Source organism: Methylococcus mesophilus (assembly GCF_026247885.1).
GTDB lineage: Bacteria > Pseudomonadota > Gammaproteobacteria > Methylococcales > Methylococcaceae > Methylococcus > Methylococcus mesophilus.
The window spans coordinates 511,407-526,343 of record NZ_CP110921.1; the positions used below are offsets into that span (position 1 = coordinate 511,407).

Here is a 14,937-nt window from a genome sequence, read left to right on the forward strand (position 1 = left end):
CTAGGCCAGCTTCTTGCGCATTTCCAGGACATTGCCGCTCTCGGTCCGGCGATAGCTCACCGAATCCATCAACTTGCGGATGAAAAAGATGCCGCGGCCGTGTTCGCCGGGATCGTCGAAGTCGGGCATCGGAACGGACTCCAGATCGAAGCCTTGGCCGTGGTCGTAGACCCGGATGCACAGGTCTTCGTCTTCGATATGGATCCAAACCCTGACTGTCTTGTCCGTCTCGCCCGGCGTGGCGTGCTCGATCGCGTTGACCATAGCCTCGGTCAGCACTAGGTTCAGGTGGTAACCCAGCGTGTCGCGGTCGCCGCGGTAGTCCACCAGTTCCCTGGCGATCTGCTCCGCGATGTTCCCGATCAGCCCGAGGTAACGGGTCTGATTGGGGACCACGATGTCGACATTGACATCGGTTTCGCCATGCATGGCCACCTCCCGGCTACTCGCCGCGCAATGCTTCCTCGAGCGTGGAATAGATCTCGAACACCCGGTGCAGGCGGGTCAGCTCGAACATGGAGCGCACCCGCGGCCGCAGACCGGCCAGCAGGAAGACGCTCGAACGCAGGGTGGCATTCTTCTGCCCGGACAACAGGGCGCCCAGCCCCGAACTGTCGATGAATCCCACTCCGCTCAGGTCGACGACCAGATGGCGACTGCCGCCCTCCAGCAGCTTGAGCATGAAATCCTTCAGTTCGCCGGAATTGTGGGCATCCAGGCGCTGCTCGCCCAGCCTCAGGACGGTCTTGCCGTCGATGATTTCGGTCGTAAGGTTCATGACTCCGGTTCCCAAGCTTGCGGAAGGCGTCGCCCTGCGTGGATGAGCCTACTCATACACCGAAGGCGGCGGACAGACAAGCGCAAGGAGCGGCTTATCGCCCCTGGCTCCACCAGCGCCGGACGATCGCCTCGATGTCGAGGTCGTCCGCATCGGCATTCCAGGCTTTATGGAAATCCACGTCGTTGCTGTTGGGCGGCGGATCGGGCTTGAATATCTGGCAGCGCACCGGCAGCGGGGTCGCCTCCCCCAGGATCAGGGCTTCGCCCCGGCCCAGCGCAGTGAGGACCTCCACCAGATCGGCCTCGCCTTCGGGCACCAGCTTGCGGACATAGGCCTGGTCGTCCGGGTTGCTGATCCTCAGGCAGATGTAGGACCCGCACTGCGAAAGCACCGTCTCGGAAAGTTCGTGCGGGCGCTGGCTGACCACGGCGAGGCCGACGCCGTATTTGCGTCCCTCCTTGGCGATGCGCTCCATCGACTTCCGCGTACCTTCGTACTGGGTGGCGCGTTCGCGAGGGACGTAGGCGTGCGCCTCTTCGCAGACCAGCAGGATGGGGAATTCACGCCGGTCCGGATTCCAGTAGTTGAATTCGAAAGCCAGCCGGCCGATCTGAGCGGAGACGGTCGGGCGCACGTCGAACGGCACGGGACTCAAGTCGATCACGCTGATCTGGCAGCGCGGCTCGCCCAATCCAACGAAATCCCGCAGCAAACCGGGTAAGGTTTCCGAACGGTTGCGGCGGCTCGGGTTGAGCAGGAAATCGTAGCGCACGTCGTGCAGCCGGCTGCCGAGCTTGAGCAGGAATTCGTCGAATTGCCCGAACAGCGGGCCCTTGGTCTTGCCGAAATCGGTCCGGTGTTCGTTGGCCTCCTTGAAACGCTCGTACACCTCCTGTAGTGAGAAATACACCGGCGCATCGATCGACACACCCTCCAGACCCAGCTCGCTGGCGCTCCGCCGCTTGAGTTCGAACACAGCTTCGCGCAGGAAAGCCGTCTGGATCGAGGCCGCCGGATCATCGCGCTCGATCAGGAGATCCACCAGCTCGGCGAAACTCATCAGCCAGTAGGGAATTTCCAGCTCGCGGGCATCCATCGCCCGGGTGGCCTCGAGCGGAAATGCGCTGTGGAGTGCGCCTTCGGCGCTGCGCCAGCAATATTCGCCGTGCAGGTCCAGCAGGATGATGTGCGCCTTGGGACTGGAGACGAGCATGCGCTGGATCAGGCTGGCCACGGTCCAGGACTTGCCGGCGCCGGACTGGCCGAGGATGGCGAAATGCCGGCTGCACAAAGCGGAGGGGTCGAGATAGACGCCGGTCGCGGGATGATTCGGCAGATAGCCCGGATTGAACCGCAGATTGCGGGTGCGGGCGAACACGGCGTTGATCTCTTGAGGAGAGGCAGCGTGGACCTCGGCGCCCGGCACCGGATAACGCCGCACCCCGCGGCTGAATGCGCCCTTGTCGTTGAATTCGCCCAGGGGTACCAGCTGCATCGAGCTGCCGGCGGCCGATCCAGCGGCCCCGCCGGAGACCTCCCGAACCAGGGCGAGAATACGGAAAGCGCCATGCCGGACCGACACGTACGCGCCGATCTGGCCGGGCCGTTGTGCTTCTTCCCCCACCGATATTTCGCTACGGAAACCTTCCGCCTCCGACAGCAGACGGGCGGCGAAGCGCCCGGCCCTAACCTCAGTGATCCGACCGATCAGCGAATTGTCGGAGGCATTCATGGCGTCCTGGCTCCCCGTTTGCAACAAGCCCTCAGTCCTCATCGTCCCAGTATGGCTGGGGACGCACCGTCTCGGGCAGCTTCGGCTTTCGCGCCGTGCGCAATAGGAGCAATGCGTTGCCGACGATGACCAGGAAAGCAATAATGGAGAAAATCAGGAACAGCCCCATGACATCCCTCTTCACATTCGCCCATAGACTCGATCGATGACCTGCCGCCAAGGTTTCCATTCTGCCCGGACGAGGACAACATGAACACATCGGTCTGGCGCATCGGACAGATATTGAACTCGGTGCAGAGCACCTTCGTGGGCCTCCTGCGCATCTGGTCCATTCCGCTGGTGCTGCTGCTCAGCCTCGCCTCCGGCTACACCACCTATTATGGCTTGTCCTACTTCATTACGGACTGGATCGCCCTGATCATCACCGTCGCCGTGCAGTCGGTCATCGTGATCTGCTCCCTGGAATTGGCGGGCTGCCACTGGCGCGCCAACCTGGCGCGCTTCCTCACCGTCGGCGTGACGCTGGCCGTCGCGCTGCTGGTCTCGGTGTCGTTCTCCTATTTCAAGTTCTACGAGCTTTCGCAGCAGGACAACACCTTGCTGACCCGCTACCGCACCCTGGACCAGAACCTGAACGATTATCTCGACCAGGTCAACAAGCTGAAGAGCACGCTGATGGCGCGCCAGCAGAAGCGGACCGAAGCGGCGGCGAAGGAGGCCACCCAGGCCTATCTCGGCACCCTGCAGGGCGTACGCGAGGAAAGCAGGAAACGGGTGGGCAAGGGACCGATGTGGAGCCACTACAACGAACTCCAGCTCGCCGAGGAAAACCGGCTGCGCCAGATGGAGTCGAACTTCGGCGACCTCGACCAGCGCATCGCGGCCGCGCGCGGCACGGTGCAGAAGTTTTCTTCCGATCTCAAGAATCCGGCCGTCTACGCCGAACTCATGGAACAGGTGCGGCAAGTCCAGGCCAAGGCCGACAATCTCGCGTCTGTCCACGGCGCCAAGCCGGTTCCCGCCCCGGTGTGGGGGAGTCACGTCGAATTCGTCCGCGGCATCACCCCCTCGTTCGCGATGTGGGAAGACCTGTCCCTGTTCGCGCTCGCCTGCGCCGCCATGGTGGATTTCTTCACCCTGGTGCTGTCCTACCGGCTGGAGTTCAGCGCGCCGGGGCCGTTGACCGAGGAGGAACAAGTGCTGGCCTTCCAGGGACTCCGGCAGTTCTCGGAATTCGCCATCAACGACAACGACGAGTTGGAGTTCGTGTTCGAGAAGACCGAACTCGAGCGGGCGAGACGTTATCCCGACTGGAGCCGCATGTTCACCGTCGCCTTCCTGCTCAACCGCGGGTTCCTCCGGAAGGTCAGCGAACGCAGCGTGGAATTCGCGCCCAATCTCTACCCCATCATGGCCGAATGTATGAGGAAGGAGCCCGCACAGGCGGGCGCGAACGAGGGTATCGGCGAAGGCAACATACGGCAGTTCATCGAGAGAAAAGCCCATGAACGGCGAGCTTGACGCCGAGCGCTGGGACCCCGGCTTCGTCGGCGACCATTACGTCGTCACCGCGCGGCTCGGGCCATTCCGTAAGCTGTTCCTCAAGCCGCGCGATTTCACGCCGCGCATCTACCACCGGCTCACCGAACTGACCATCGAAGACTGGAGCCTGCCGGTGCCGGACCTGATGCTGGGCGAGGCACTGCGCATCGGCGTCGAACTGTCCGTGAGATTCCAGCCGACCCTGGACTACGCCCGCGGCAACCCGGACAGCCTCGACCAGCTCGCCCATGCCATCAAGCTGCGCTACCAGCGGGTGCTGCTCGACATGGCCCTGGAAGAACTGCGGATGCTGGAAGACCCGTTCTGGCTGACGGAGGGATGTGCGGGGATCGAGCGGCGCGTAGAAATCCTGACCAACGAGGCCCTGGCCGCGCAGGGCATACGCTGCCGCACCCGCTGCGTGCTCACCCCCGAATTCGAAGTGCTGGATGAGGTGGAAGTCGAGAATCTGCCGCCGTGGTCGCCGTACCGTCCGCTCTATCGGGCTTTGCTGCAGCGCCAGCGCGACCTCGCTGCCGAAGCCGAACGGCGACGCCTCGAACAGGAGGCCCAGGACGAAGCGGCCCGACTGAAACGGGAGCACGCACGACTGGCGCTGGAGCGGCGCGAGACTGAATTAAGGCAGGCGAGGCATGAACACGAAACCGAGCGTCTGAAGGCCGAACTCGCCGCGGAAGAAGCACTGCAGGCCGAACGGCGGGCCGCGGAGGCCCGCCAGAAGGAAGAGCAGGTACGCCACGAGCAGAAACTGCGGGAAATGGAAATCGAGGCCGAACTGCAGTCGAAGGCCCGGCGCGCCGAGGCCATGGACGACGCCGACGCCCGCCTGCGCCGGGAAATCGAGCTGCTCGCGCTGGAGCGCCAGCGTCTGCTGCTGGAGGAAGAAGTCAAGGACATCAAGCTCGCCAAGGCCAAGGGCTGGATCATCAATGCCTCGCGCCGGTTCCAGCTCGGCCAGGACGCCGAATTCGACGAGCCGGAACCGCCCGGCCTGCCCCCAGAATTGCCGGAAAAGTGAGTCGCTGATGCCATCGAACCGCTTAACCCTGCTTCTGGCCCTGCTGTCTGTCGTCAGCCTCCCCGCGGCGAGCCGCGACTGGGGGGACGTCCCCTCCCCGACCTCCGGAACGCCCGAAGCCATCGGCGAAACCGGCGCGGGGTGCCTGGCCGGCGGCATACGCCTGCCCACGGAAGGCGAGGGCTATAAGGTCATGCACCTCGAACGCAACCGCAACTACGGCCACCCCGACCTGATCCGCAGCATCGCCGAACTGGGGCGTGCCACCGTACAAGGGCACTGGGGCGAACTCCATGTCGGCGACCTGTCCCAGCCTCGCGGCGGGCCGATGCGGTTCGGCCACCGCAGCCATCAGAGCGGCATCGACGTCGACGTCTGGTTCGCGCTCGACCCGAACCTGGTCCGCAATGCCGACGGGTTGCGCAGCAACATTCCCGCGCCCTCGCTGCTGACCTCGGACCAGACCCGGCTCAACCACATGTTGTGGGACGCCAGTCATGCCCGCGTCCTCGAAGCCGCCGCCCGCGACCACCGCGTCGACCGGATCTTCGTCAACGCTCACATCAAGCAGGAACTTTGCCGCTCGGTACGCGGCGACCGCTCCTGGCTGCGGAAAATCCGCCCCTGGCACCGCCATGACGACCACTTCCACATGCGCCTCGCCTGTCCCGCCAACAGTCCGGACTGTCTGCCGCAAAAGCCGCTCGAACCCGGCGACGGCTGTGACGCCTCACTGGACTGGTGGCTGTCGCTGCCGCCGTTGCGGCCACTGCCCGACAACCATCATGGCCCGGCGCCGTCGCCCGCCCTGCCCAGAGCCTGCAGGGCGGTATTGACTGGTCGGTGATGCCTTGGTTTAACCGATTCGACCTGGTTAAACGGATATCTCCCGCAACTCGGCCGGAGATACAAATGCACACGGTGCGCACAACGGCGAAAGGCCAGGTCGTCATTCCCGCCGAAGTGCGGGGACAATCCGGGTTTGGCCAAGGTGGCGGAACGCCTCGACTCAGCCCGGCGCGGGGGATGTGAAATCCCGATGCGCCAAATCAGTCTGGGCGACGTGGTCTATCGGATCGGCAAAACCCATGGAGGGCCTTGGCCGAACGCAAACGTCACGAAATCACCCTTCTGCCCCTAACGATCGTTCCCTTCGATGACACATGTTCTGGCAGGCAGTCCAGCTCAAGGCGAACTACCCCATGTCATACGCGGATTGCTTCGCCGCGGCCTTGGCCATAGTCCGGGAGGCGACCTTGCTGACCGCTGACCCTGAGTTTGCCTGTTTGGCAGAGCGCTTGACTCGAATCGCAATATAGGAGCCACCTCCGCCACGCGACCTCCTGCTCGAAGATACTGCTCAGAACGCGGTCCGTCGTGATCACGCGTATGCCCAAATAGCTATAGCGCAGCCTTCACCTCCCCCATCGCTCTCTCGATCAAACCAAGCGCCTCGCTCTCCAGCCAGGTCGCCTCCGTCTCCTTTCTCAACCATGTGTACTGCCGTTTCGCGAACTGCCGGGTAGCGATGATGGCTCGCTCGACGAAGCACTCGAAATCGCATTCGCCCTCGAGATAAGTCCAGGCCTGGCGATAGCCCACGGCACGAATCGAGGGCAGGGTTTCGTTCAGGTCGCCGCGCCGGTAGAGGACTTCGACTTCTTGCAGAAATCCCTCCTCCAGCATCCGCCGGAACCGCTCGGCGATCCGCTCCGCCAACACGGCCCGGCTCGACGGCGCCAGCACGAGGCGCAGCGGCCGGAATGGCAGCACGGGAGTGCGGCTGCCTTCGCACAAATCGGACAGCGTCCGGCCGGTGACGTAGAACACTTCCAGGGCGCGTTGCAGGCGCTGGGGATCGTTGGGGTGGATGCGGGCGGCAGCGGGCGGGTCGAGGCGCGCCAGTTCGGCGTGGAGTGTGGGCCAGCCTTCCCTCGCCGCCCGCGCTTCGATCTCGCGGCGGATAGCCGGATCGGCCGAAGGCAGTTCCGCCAGTCCCCGCAACAGGGCGTTGAAATACAGCATGGTGCCGCCAGCCAGCACGGGCACACGGCCGCGGGCGGTGATGGCGGCGATCAGGGCCAAGGCCTGGTCGCGGAATTGGCCGGTCGAGAAGACCTCGCTCGGGTCGAGAATGTCGATCAGGTGGTGCGGCACGGCCGCCCGCTCAGCGGGGGTGGGCTTGGCGGTACCGATGTCCATGCCGCGGTAGACCAGGGAGGAGTCGACGCTGACGATCTCGCCGTTCAGAGCGTCGGCGAGTTCGATCGCCAGCCGTGATTTACCCGACGCCGTGGGCCCCATCAGCACCACGACCGGCGGCAGCTCGGCAGCGGTCATCGGCCGCGAAGGAACAGACGGTCGAGCTCCTGAGTGTCGAGCTGCACCCAGGTCGGCCGGCCGTGGTTGCACTGGCCAGCCCGCTCGGTGGCCTCCATCTCGCGCAGCAGCGCGTTCATCTCCGGCACGGTGAGCTTGCGTCCGGCCCGCACCGAGCCGTGGCAGGCCATGGTGGCAAGGATGATGTTCAAGGTTTCCTGCAAACGCTCGGAAGACCCGTGCTCGCGCAGATCGGCCAGCGTGTCCCGCACCAGGCGCTCGACGTCTCCCCCGTCCAACAAAGCCGGCACCGAACGGACCAGCACGCTGTCCTCTCCCGTGCGCCGCAGCTCTATCCCTAACCGCGACAGACGCTCACCATGTTCTTCAGCCAGATCGGCGTCGGCCCGGCTCAGCTTGATCCTCACCGGCAGCAGCAGGGGTTGGCTGGCGATCCCGCCGGCCTGGTACTGCCGCTTCAAGCGCTCGTAGGAGATCCGCTCATGGGCGGCGTGGCCGTCGACGAGGATCAGTCCCTGTCCGTTCTCGGCCAGGATGTACACGCCTTTGAGATGGGCGAGGGCATAGCCGAGCGGTGGGATTTCCGTTTCGGTTTCCGGTAGATTCGGAACGCTCTCGGGAGCCGGCGCCGAATAGAGCTTGCGCAGATCGCCCAGCGTGTCGACCACGCTGTCGGTCCGATAGGACTGACGCGGCGTCTCCGCCACCCGGAACAAGGGCTGCTGGCGCCCCTGCGGTTGCTCCGGCGGCGAGGCCGGACGTTCCACGGCTGGCGCATCAACCACGCTCGCCGCCTGCCCCGGCCGATGTCCGGCGATCGAGCGATGCAGCGCGCTGAACAGGAAATCGTGCACCATCCGTCCCTCGCGGAACCGCACTTCCAGTTTGGCCGGGTGCGCATTGACGTCGACCAGGGCCGGATCGATCTCGAGGTACAGCACGTAGACCGGCTGGCGTTCGTGGTACATCACGTCCTTGTAGGCCTGGCGGATGGCATGGCCGACCAACTTGTCCCGGATCAGCCGGCGGTTGACGTAAAAGAACTGCAGATCGGCCTGGCTGCGCGAAAACGTCGGCAGCCCGACCCAGCCGTGCAGCCTGAGGCCGCAGGCTTCGAAATCCACCCGCAGCGACTGTTCCAGGAAATCGGGGCCGCACAGCGCGCCGATGCGCTCGGCCCGGTCGGCTTCTTCACCGCCCGGCCGCAGGCGGAGGACTTCCCGCTGGTTGTGCCGCAGGCTGAAGCCGACGTCGAACCGCGCCAGAGCCATCCGCTGCACCAGGGTCTGGATGTGGCCGAGCTCGGTTTTCTCCGCCCGCAGGAACTTGCGCCGGGCCGGGGTGTTATAGAACAGGTCCCTCACTTCGACCGTGGTGCCGTGGGCATGCTGGGCGGGCTGGATGTCGAAATCGCTCTCGCTGCCGTCGGCGCTCACCCGCCAGCCGCACTGGGCATCGACGGTGCGGGAGGTGAGCGTCAGCCGGGCCACGGAGCTGATGCTGGGCAAGGCCTCGCCGCGAAACCCCATGCTCGCCACCCGCTCCAGGTCCTCGAGCGATGCGATCTTACTGGTGGCATGGCGCGACAGGGCCAGGCCCAAGTCTTCGCGGTCGATGCCACAGCCGTCGTCGCGGATACGGATCAACCGCGCTCCGCCCTGCTCGACGTCGAGTTCGATCCGGCGGGCGCCGGCATCGAAAGAATTCTCGACCAGCTCCTTCACGACGGAAGCCGGCCGCTCGATGACCTCGCCGGCGGCGATCTGGTTGATCAGTTGAGGAGGGAGTTGGCAGATGCGCATGCGGGTCAAGGCGGGAAAAAGGCTCGGCGCGGCTCGTCCGGCAAGCGTTTCCGCACTCCTGAAAACATGGGACGCGGCCGGACCTCCCCGGCCATCTCGAAAGGCTGCCGGCCGGGCCGCGGAAGCGTCATTTCCCGGGCGAGTACACCGCTCTGGCTTTGACGCCGGGATCGGCCGAGACCTTCATCCTTCCCCCCTTGTCCCAGATGAGCTGGTACTGGGCGAAACTGGACAGCCAGTAATTCCACACCGGCGCATCCAGCGAAGGCGTATCGCTGGTCAAGGGATAACCGACCGCCATGATGGCCTGTTCCTTGTTCATGCCCTCCGACACTTTGCCGATGCGGATCGCCTCCCGCACGTCGGGCGGAAATGTGGCAAGACGGACTTTCGGATCCTTCGCCACGACGATCTTCTCGACCCACTGCTGCAGCGTTTCCTGTTTGCGGCCGTAGTCGTGGCCGAGCCGCATCTTCCGGCCGCCGATTTCCGCGTAGGCGCGGTCCCCACTGTATCCGTATACCTTGACGGGCGTCCCTGCGGCGATGAAGGGGTACTCCCCGTAGTTACCGTCGCTGATCCAGTCATCCTCGAAATGCAGGTTGCAGCAGGTGTAACCGGTCCTCAGCGCAGGCGCGTTCGGATCGTAATGGGGTGCACATGCCGTCAAGCCAGCCATGGCCAAGCCCGAAAGCGCGAACCGGCAAGCCGTCTGTAAATTACGGACATTCTTCTTCATCTGCGACTCCTCGAGTGATGTCTGTGGATCACGAATACTTAGCCCAAGCTGTCGAGAAATTTCTCGGCATCGAGCGCCGCCATGCACCCCGAGCCCGCAGAGGTAATGGCCTGGCGGTAGATCGAATCGGACACGTCGCCGGCCGCGAACACGCCTTCCACGCTGGTCGCCGTGGCGCCTCCGTCGCTGCCGCCCCTGACCGTGATGTAGCCGTTGCGCATCTCCAGTTGCCCCGAGAATATCTCCGTGTTCGGGCTGTGGCCGATCGCGATGAACACGCCTTCCAGGGCGATCTCCTTGGCAGTACCGTCCTGCACGTTCTTGACGCGCATCCCGGTGACACCCATCTCATCGCCCAGGACCTCGTCGAGCACGCTGTTCCATTCGATGCCGACGTTGCCGCTATCCGCACGCTCCTGCAGCTTGTCCGACAGGATCTTTTCCGACCGGAACTTATCGCGGCGATGAACCACGGTGACCTTCGCCGCGATGTTGGACAGGTACAGGGCTTCTTCGACCGCGGTATTGCCGCCCCCGATCACGGCCACGTGCTTCCCCTTGTAGAAGAACCCGTCGCAGGTCGCGCAGGCTGAGACGCCCCGGCCCTTGTACGACTCCTCCGAAGGTAGCCCCAGATAGCGGGCGGATGCGCCGGTGGCGATGATCAGCGCATCGCAGGTATATACGCCGGAGTCGCCGGTCAGGGTGAAGGGGCGCCGGGACAGGTCCGCCGTGTGGATATGGTCGAAGACGATCTCGGTGTCGAAGCGCTCGGCATGGCGCCGCATCCGCTCCATCAGCTCTGGCCCCATCACGCCGTCGGCATCGCCCGGCCAATTGTCCACGTCGGTCGTCGTGGTAAGCTGCCCGCCCATCTGGATGCCGGTCACCAGAACCGGCCTGAGGTTGGCACGCGCGGCGTAGACCGCCGCCGTATAGCCGGCTGGGCCCGAACCCAGGATCAGTACTCTGGAATGCTTCGGTTCGCTCATGAAATCCTCTATCCTGCTGCAAAAATGAAGGCATTATACGGCGCGGCCGAGCGCGATTTCTAACCGGACGCGCACGGAAACCGCCAGCGCCGTGAACGGTGCGCCTTGCGGATCGCCGCGCACATTTGAAACAATATTCGATTTATTTATTTGATTGATTTGGTGGGCCTTTTGGCGAGAGTGGACAAGAAGATGACGCCGGCGGACGATCTGCGCTCCTCCCTGGTGCGGACCTTGAGAGAGGGAGCGTTTCTGGCCTATCTGGCGCTCGCCTCGTTCTTCCTCATTGCTCTGGTCACTTTCGACCTGGAGGATGCCGGCTGGACCCATACCGGCAGCCGCCGCTCGGTGTCCAACGGTGCCGGCGCGGTGGGAGCCTGGCTGTCGGATTTTTCGTTTTGCCTGTTCGGGATCATGGCCTATTTGCTGCCGTTGCTCTTGGCCGGCTACGGCTACCGCATCTACCGGGGCCGCCGCGCGCAGCACCGGTTCTCACTGCTCGACTCCACCCTGCGATGGCTCGGCCTGGGCGCGGCCATCGCTGCCGGTTCCGGCATCGTCGACCTGCAGTTGCTGCGGGTGTCGCTGCCTCTGCCGGAAACCACGGGAGGCATCGTCGGCCGGGAACTCGCGGACCTCGTGACCGGCTCGTTCGGCGTCAAAGGTGCATCGGTCCTGCTCGGCGGCGCCTTCCTGGCCGGCGTCTCCCTGGCTACCGGGCTGTCCTGGCTGAAGCTGGTGGATGTCATCGGCCAAGCGGTATTGACGCTGGTCCGGCTGGCTACGACGGTTCCCGCTTTCCTGGCCAGAGACAGGCAGCAGCCCCTACCCGCTCCCTCGCCGCCACAGCCGGCCGCAGCCGCTCCGGTAAAGCCGCGCCAAGGCGCGGCGCGGCCCGCCAGGCCGCAGGAACAGCCGGCAGCACCCCAGCATCCCGCCGAGCCTGCCGCACAGCCTTCGGAGCCCGCTGCACCGCGCGCTCCGGTCATTCCATTTCTGCAACCCAAAAAGCCGCCGGCGGTACCTGTCGTCCGGAAGCCCGCCAGCGGCGCCCTGCCCGCCCTGTCCCTGCTGAACGACACTTCGGCCAAGGTGCATGCCTATTCGCCCACAGTGCTGCAGCAGATGTCCGAACTGGTGGAAACGATCCTCGCCGATTTCGGCGTGGACGTGGAGGTGGTCTCGGTCCATCCGGGGCCCGTGATCACCCGTTTCGAGCTGCAGCCCGCGGCCGGCGTCAAGGTCAGCCGGATCAGCGGCCTGGCGAAGGACTTGGCGCGGGCGCTATCGGTCACCAGCGTGCGGGTGGTCGAAGTCATTCCGGGCAAGTCGGTGGTGGGCCTGGAAATCCCCAACCGGGAGCGAGAGATCGTACTGCTGCATTCCGTCCTGGCATCCGATGCCTACCAGCAGGCGCCCTCCCCCCTCACGCTGGTGCTCGGCAAGGACATCAGCGGCCACCCGGTAGTAGCCAATCTGGCCAAGATGCCGCATCTGCTGGTTGCCGGCACCACCGGCTCGGGTAAGTCGGTCGCCATCAACGTCATGATCCTGAGCCTCTTGTACAAAGCCGGTCCGGCCGAAGTGCGGCTGATCATGATCGATCCCAAGATGCTGGAGCTTTCCGTCTACGAAGGCATCCCCCATCTGCTGACGCCGGTGGTCACCGACATGAAGGAGGCCGCCAATGCCCTGCGCTGGTGCGTCGCCGAGATGGAGCGCCGCTACAAGCTGATGTCGCTGGTCGGAGTGCGCAATCTCGAGGGCTTCAACCAGCGGGTACGGGAGGCCGCCGAAGCCGGCAAGCCGCTGCGCGACCCGCTGTGGAACCCGAACCTGGCCCTGGGCGACGAGGAGCCGCCGCAGCTCGAACCCCTGCCCTGCATCGTCATCGTCATCGATGAACTGGCGGACATGATGATGATCGTGGGCAAGAAAGTGGAGGAACTGATCGCCCGGCTGGCACAGAAAGCCCGCGCCGCGGGTCTGCACCTGATCCTGGCGACCCAGCGGCCGTCGGTGGACGTGATCACCGGCCTCATCAAGGCCAACATTCCGACCCGCATTGCGTTCCAGGTCTCGTCACGGATCGACTCGCGCACCATCATCGACCAGGGCGGCGCCGAAGCCCTGCTCGGCAACGGCGACATGCTCTATCTGCCTCCCGGCACCGGCTTTCCCCAGCGCGCCCACGGCGCCTTCGTGTCCGACCACGATGTCCACAAGGTGGTGGAATTCCTCAAGGGCACCGGCGAGCCGGACTATATCGAGGACATCACACGGTTCAGCGAGGACTCGGGAGACGGATCGGGGTTCCGCGGCGGGAACGGCGACGGCGGCGGTGGCGATGAAGGCGACGCCCTTTATGATGAAGCCGTACGGTTCGTGACGGAAAGCCGCAAGGCGTCCATATCCTCCGTGCAGCGCCGCTTCAAAGTGGGCTACAACCGCGCCGCGCGGATGATCGAGGACATGGAGCGCGCCGGCGTGGTCACCCCGGCCGATACCAACGGCAGCCGCCAGGTCCTGGCTCCGCCACCGCCGCCGGTCTGAACGAGCCTCTCCGGCTCAGGCAGGCCCGGTCTGCCCGACGCCGTCGAGCACAGGCCCCTGCGGCAACGCAGGGCCGGCGTTGCCGTAACGCTTGGCCGCCTGGTTGCAGAACGCCGCCACCAGCGACTCCATCACTTCCCTGAAAATCCCGCCCAAGGCCATCTGCAGGAGGGGATTTGCGAATTCAAAATCCACCCGGAACGAAACGTCGCAGCCGCCGTGGGGATTGGGGTCGAAACGCCAGTTCCCGCGCAGATACTTGAAAGGCCCATCCACCAGCTTCATATGGATGTGCCGGCCCGGCTCCATGGTGTTGGCGGTGGTGAAATTCAGCCTCACGGCGCCTTTCGCCAGGGTGATGGTCGCCTTGACGTGGCGCTCCGCCGCGGACAGCACTCTCACGTCGCGGCAGAGCGGCAGATATTTCGGATAGTCGGCCACGTCGTTGACGAGCTCGTACATCTGGTCCTGCGTATAGTTCACGCAGACGCTGGTCGATATTGTCGGCATCATTTCCCTCGGAAGTTCAGCGGTCGTCCCGGCCTCTTGGCTTAGAGCCACAGCGCAGACCGAAACTCGAGATGATAAATCAGTTTGCCGCTTGGATCGAAGGTGAGCGGCCGTCCAGCGCCGGCCGAAAGAGAGGAATGCCAGGCACTCTCGAAAAGTTCGGAATCTCGCTCAAGCCGCGCAGGCCATACAGCCTTTGACCGGGCAACGGGCGGGAAATTCAAGGAAGCTCCGATCGACCCGGAGCTTCCTTTCACAGCGTTGCGAGCCGAAGCAAGCCGGCGGGTATCAGGCGCCCACGAGGGCCGGCTTGACGATCTCCAGCCACTCGTCGAGGCGTTCGTCCGTCATTTCGCTCTGGTTTTCGTGATCGATCACCAGGCCGACGAACTTGCCGTCCACGACCGCCTTGGATTTTTCGAATTCGTAGGTATCCGTGGGCCACGCGCCGACCACACTGGCCCCGCATTCGATCACCTGCTCGTAGATCTCGATCAGTGCATCGACGAATTCATGGCCGTAACCCTGCTGATCGCCCAGGCCGAACAGCGCCACGGTCTTTCCCGACAGGTCCTTGCCCTTGAACTTCGGCAGGAATTCGGCCCAGCTCTCGTCCGATGCTCCGGAGTCCAGGCCCGGCAATTCGCCATCGCCCAGGGTCGGCGTCCCCAGAATCAGTGCATCGTATTTGAGCACATCGTCGATGCTGGCCTTTTTGACATCGACCGGAGCATCCGCGTCATCGCCCAGCTTCTTGGCAAGCTGCTTGGCGACACGGCGGGTATTGCCGGTATCGGAGCCGAAAAAGATCCCTATCTTCCCCATGACTGTTTCCTCTATAACATTTTGTTCAACAAGGATAATACTGCGCCCGAACCGGTCTGGGCGCCGCCTGTGAACTCCCGGC

General features: G+C 64.4%; 15 protein-coding genes. 5 read left to right on the top strand and 10 right to left on the bottom strand.

The features are described from left to right. The 4 genes from OOT43_RS02460 to OOT43_RS02475 form a co-directional block, all read right to left on the bottom strand. A complete protein-coding gene (locus tag OOT43_RS02460) occupies positions 1–429 on the bottom strand; it encodes an ATP-binding protein (RefSeq protein ID WP_266023095.1) in 429 nt (142 codons plus the stop codon). Positions 430–442: 13 nt separating this feature from the next. Then, complete coding sequence (locus OOT43_RS02465) at positions 443–778, bottom strand: STAS domain-containing protein (RefSeq protein WP_266023096.1); 336 nt, start codon at positions 776–778, stop codon at positions 443–445. A gap of 94 nt (positions 779–872) precedes the next feature. Then, positions 873–2,513 carry an ATP-binding protein gene (locus OOT43_RS02470; RefSeq protein WP_266023098.1) on the bottom strand — a complete coding sequence of 547 codons (1,641 nt, stop codon included), beginning with the start codon at positions 2,511–2,513 and terminating at the stop codon, positions 873–875. 31 nt (positions 2,514–2,544) lie between these two features. Continuing rightward, on the bottom strand, positions 2,545–2,682 hold the full coding sequence (locus OOT43_RS02475; protein WP_266023099.1) for a hypothetical protein: 138 nt from the start codon (positions 2,680–2,682) through the stop codon (positions 2,545–2,547). An 80-nt stretch (positions 2,683–2,762) separates the two neighbouring features. On the opposite strand from OOT43_RS02475, the gene OOT43_RS02480 reads away from it, so the two are divergent. The 4 genes from OOT43_RS02480 (at position 2,763) to OOT43_RS20505 (ending at position 6,413) form a co-directional block, all read left to right on the top strand. Beyond that, entirely contained in the window at positions 2,763–4,034 is a 1,272-nt protein-coding gene (locus OOT43_RS02480) for a hypothetical protein (RefSeq protein ID WP_266023100.1), read from the top strand. Further along, positions 4,018–5,094 carry a hypothetical protein gene (locus OOT43_RS02485; RefSeq protein WP_266023101.1) on the top strand — a complete coding sequence of 359 codons (1,077 nt, stop codon included), beginning with the start codon at positions 4,018–4,020 and terminating at the stop codon, positions 5,092–5,094. Before OOT43_RS02480 ends, OOT43_RS02485 begins: the two co-directional genes overlap by 17 nt. 7 nt (positions 5,095–5,101) lie before the next feature. Next, positions 5,102–5,941: a penicillin-insensitive murein endopeptidase gene (mepA, locus tag OOT43_RS02490; RefSeq protein ID WP_266023102.1), complete on the top strand. Its 840-nt coding sequence runs from the start codon at positions 5,102–5,104 to the stop codon at positions 5,939–5,941. 316 nt (positions 5,942–6,257) lie between these two features. After that, positions 6,258–6,413: a PIN domain-containing protein gene (locus OOT43_RS20505; protein WP_394358029.1), complete on the top strand. Its 156-nt coding sequence runs from the start codon at positions 6,258–6,260 to the stop codon at positions 6,411–6,413. A gap of 82 nt (positions 6,414–6,495) precedes the next feature. Here the strand turns inward: OOT43_RS20505 and miaA are convergent, their stop codons facing one another. The 4 genes from miaA to trxB all read right to left on the bottom strand — a co-directional run bounded on the left by miaA (position 6,496) and on the right by trxB (position 10,967). Beyond that, on the bottom strand, positions 6,496–7,434 hold the full coding sequence (gene miaA / locus OOT43_RS02495) for a tRNA (adenosine(37)-N6)-dimethylallyltransferase MiaA (protein ID WP_266023103.1): 939 nt from the start codon (positions 7,432–7,434) through the stop codon (positions 6,496–6,498). After that, entirely contained in the window at positions 7,431–9,236 is a 1,806-nt protein-coding gene (gene mutL / locus OOT43_RS02500) for a DNA mismatch repair endonuclease MutL (RefSeq protein ID WP_266023104.1), read from the bottom strand. Before mutL ends, miaA begins: the two co-directional genes overlap by 4 nt. A gap of 127 nt (positions 9,237–9,363) precedes the next feature. Further along, complete coding sequence (locus OOT43_RS02505; RefSeq protein WP_266023105.1) at positions 9,364–9,975, bottom strand: hypothetical protein; 612 nt, start codon at positions 9,973–9,975, stop codon at positions 9,364–9,366. 38 nt (positions 9,976–10,013) lie between these two features. Then, entirely contained in the window at positions 10,014–10,967 is a 954-nt protein-coding gene (trxB, locus tag OOT43_RS02510; protein WP_266023106.1) for a thioredoxin-disulfide reductase, read from the bottom strand. A gap of 192 nt (positions 10,968–11,159) precedes the next feature. Here trxB and OOT43_RS02520 point away from each other — a divergent pair, with 192 nt between their 5' ends. Further along, on the top strand, positions 11,160–13,520 hold the full coding sequence (locus OOT43_RS02520; RefSeq protein WP_317134038.1) for a DNA translocase FtsK: 2,361 nt from the start codon (positions 11,160–11,162) through the stop codon (positions 13,518–13,520). 15 nt (positions 13,521–13,535) lie between these two features. On the opposite strand, the gene OOT43_RS02525 is transcribed toward OOT43_RS02520, so the two are convergent. Beyond that, entirely contained in the window at positions 13,536–14,033 is a 498-nt protein-coding gene (locus OOT43_RS02525) for a type II toxin-antitoxin system RatA family toxin (RefSeq protein WP_266023107.1), read from the bottom strand. A gap of 285 nt (positions 14,034–14,318) precedes the next feature. After that, positions 14,319–14,855: a flavodoxin gene (locus OOT43_RS02530; RefSeq protein ID WP_266023108.1), complete on the bottom strand. Its 537-nt coding sequence runs from the start codon at positions 14,853–14,855 to the stop codon at positions 14,319–14,321. Positions 14,856–14,937 lie beyond the last annotated feature (82 nt).

Excerpts from the sequence above, each read along its gene's own strand:
- OOT43_RS02460 (WP_266023095.1), bottom strand. The coding sequence starts at position 429 with ATGCATGGCGAAACCGATGTCAATGTCGACATCGTGGTCCCCAATCAG.
- OOT43_RS02465 (WP_266023096.1), bottom strand. The coding sequence starts at position 778 with ATGAACCTTACGACCGAAATCATCGACGGCAAGACCGTCCTGAGGCTG.
- OOT43_RS02470 (WP_266023098.1), bottom strand. The coding sequence starts at position 2,513 with ATGAATGCCTCCGACAATTCGCTGATCGGTCGGATCACTGAGGTTAGG.
- OOT43_RS02475 (WP_266023099.1), bottom strand. The coding sequence starts at position 2,682 with ATGGGGCTGTTCCTGATTTTCTCCATTATTGCTTTCCTGGTCATCGTC.
- OOT43_RS02480 (WP_266023100.1), top strand. The coding sequence starts at position 2,763 with ATGAACACATCGGTCTGGCGCATCGGACAGATATTGAACTCGGTGCAG.
- OOT43_RS02485 (WP_266023101.1), top strand. The coding sequence starts at position 4,018 with ATGAACGGCGAGCTTGACGCCGAGCGCTGGGACCCCGGCTTCGTCGGC.
- mepA (WP_266023102.1), top strand. The coding sequence starts at position 5,102 with ATGCCATCGAACCGCTTAACCCTGCTTCTGGCCCTGCTGTCTGTCGTC.
- OOT43_RS20505 (WP_394358029.1), top strand. The coding sequence starts at position 6,258 with ATGTTCTGGCAGGCAGTCCAGCTCAAGGCGAACTACCCCATGTCATAC.
- miaA (WP_266023103.1), bottom strand. The coding sequence starts at position 7,434 with ATGACCGCTGCCGAGCTGCCGCCGGTCGTGGTGCTGATGGGGCCCACG.
- mutL (WP_266023104.1), bottom strand. The coding sequence starts at position 9,236 with ATGCGCATCTGCCAACTCCCTCCTCAACTGATCAACCAGATCGCCGCC.
- OOT43_RS02505 (WP_266023105.1), bottom strand. The coding sequence starts at position 9,975 with ATGAAGAAGAATGTCCGTAATTTACAGACGGCTTGCCGGTTCGCGCTT.
- trxB (WP_266023106.1), bottom strand. The coding sequence starts at position 10,967 with ATGAGCGAACCGAAGCATTCCAGAGTACTGATCCTGGGTTCGGGCCCA.
- OOT43_RS02520 (WP_317134038.1), top strand. The coding sequence starts at position 11,160 with ATGACGCCGGCGGACGATCTGCGCTCCTCCCTGGTGCGGACCTTGAGA.
- OOT43_RS02525 (WP_266023107.1), bottom strand. The coding sequence starts at position 14,033 with ATGATGCCGACAATATCGACCAGCGTCTGCGTGAACTATACGCAGGAC.
- OOT43_RS02530 (WP_266023108.1), bottom strand. The coding sequence starts at position 14,855 with ATGGGGAAGATAGGGATCTTTTTCGGCTCCGATACCGGCAATACCCGC.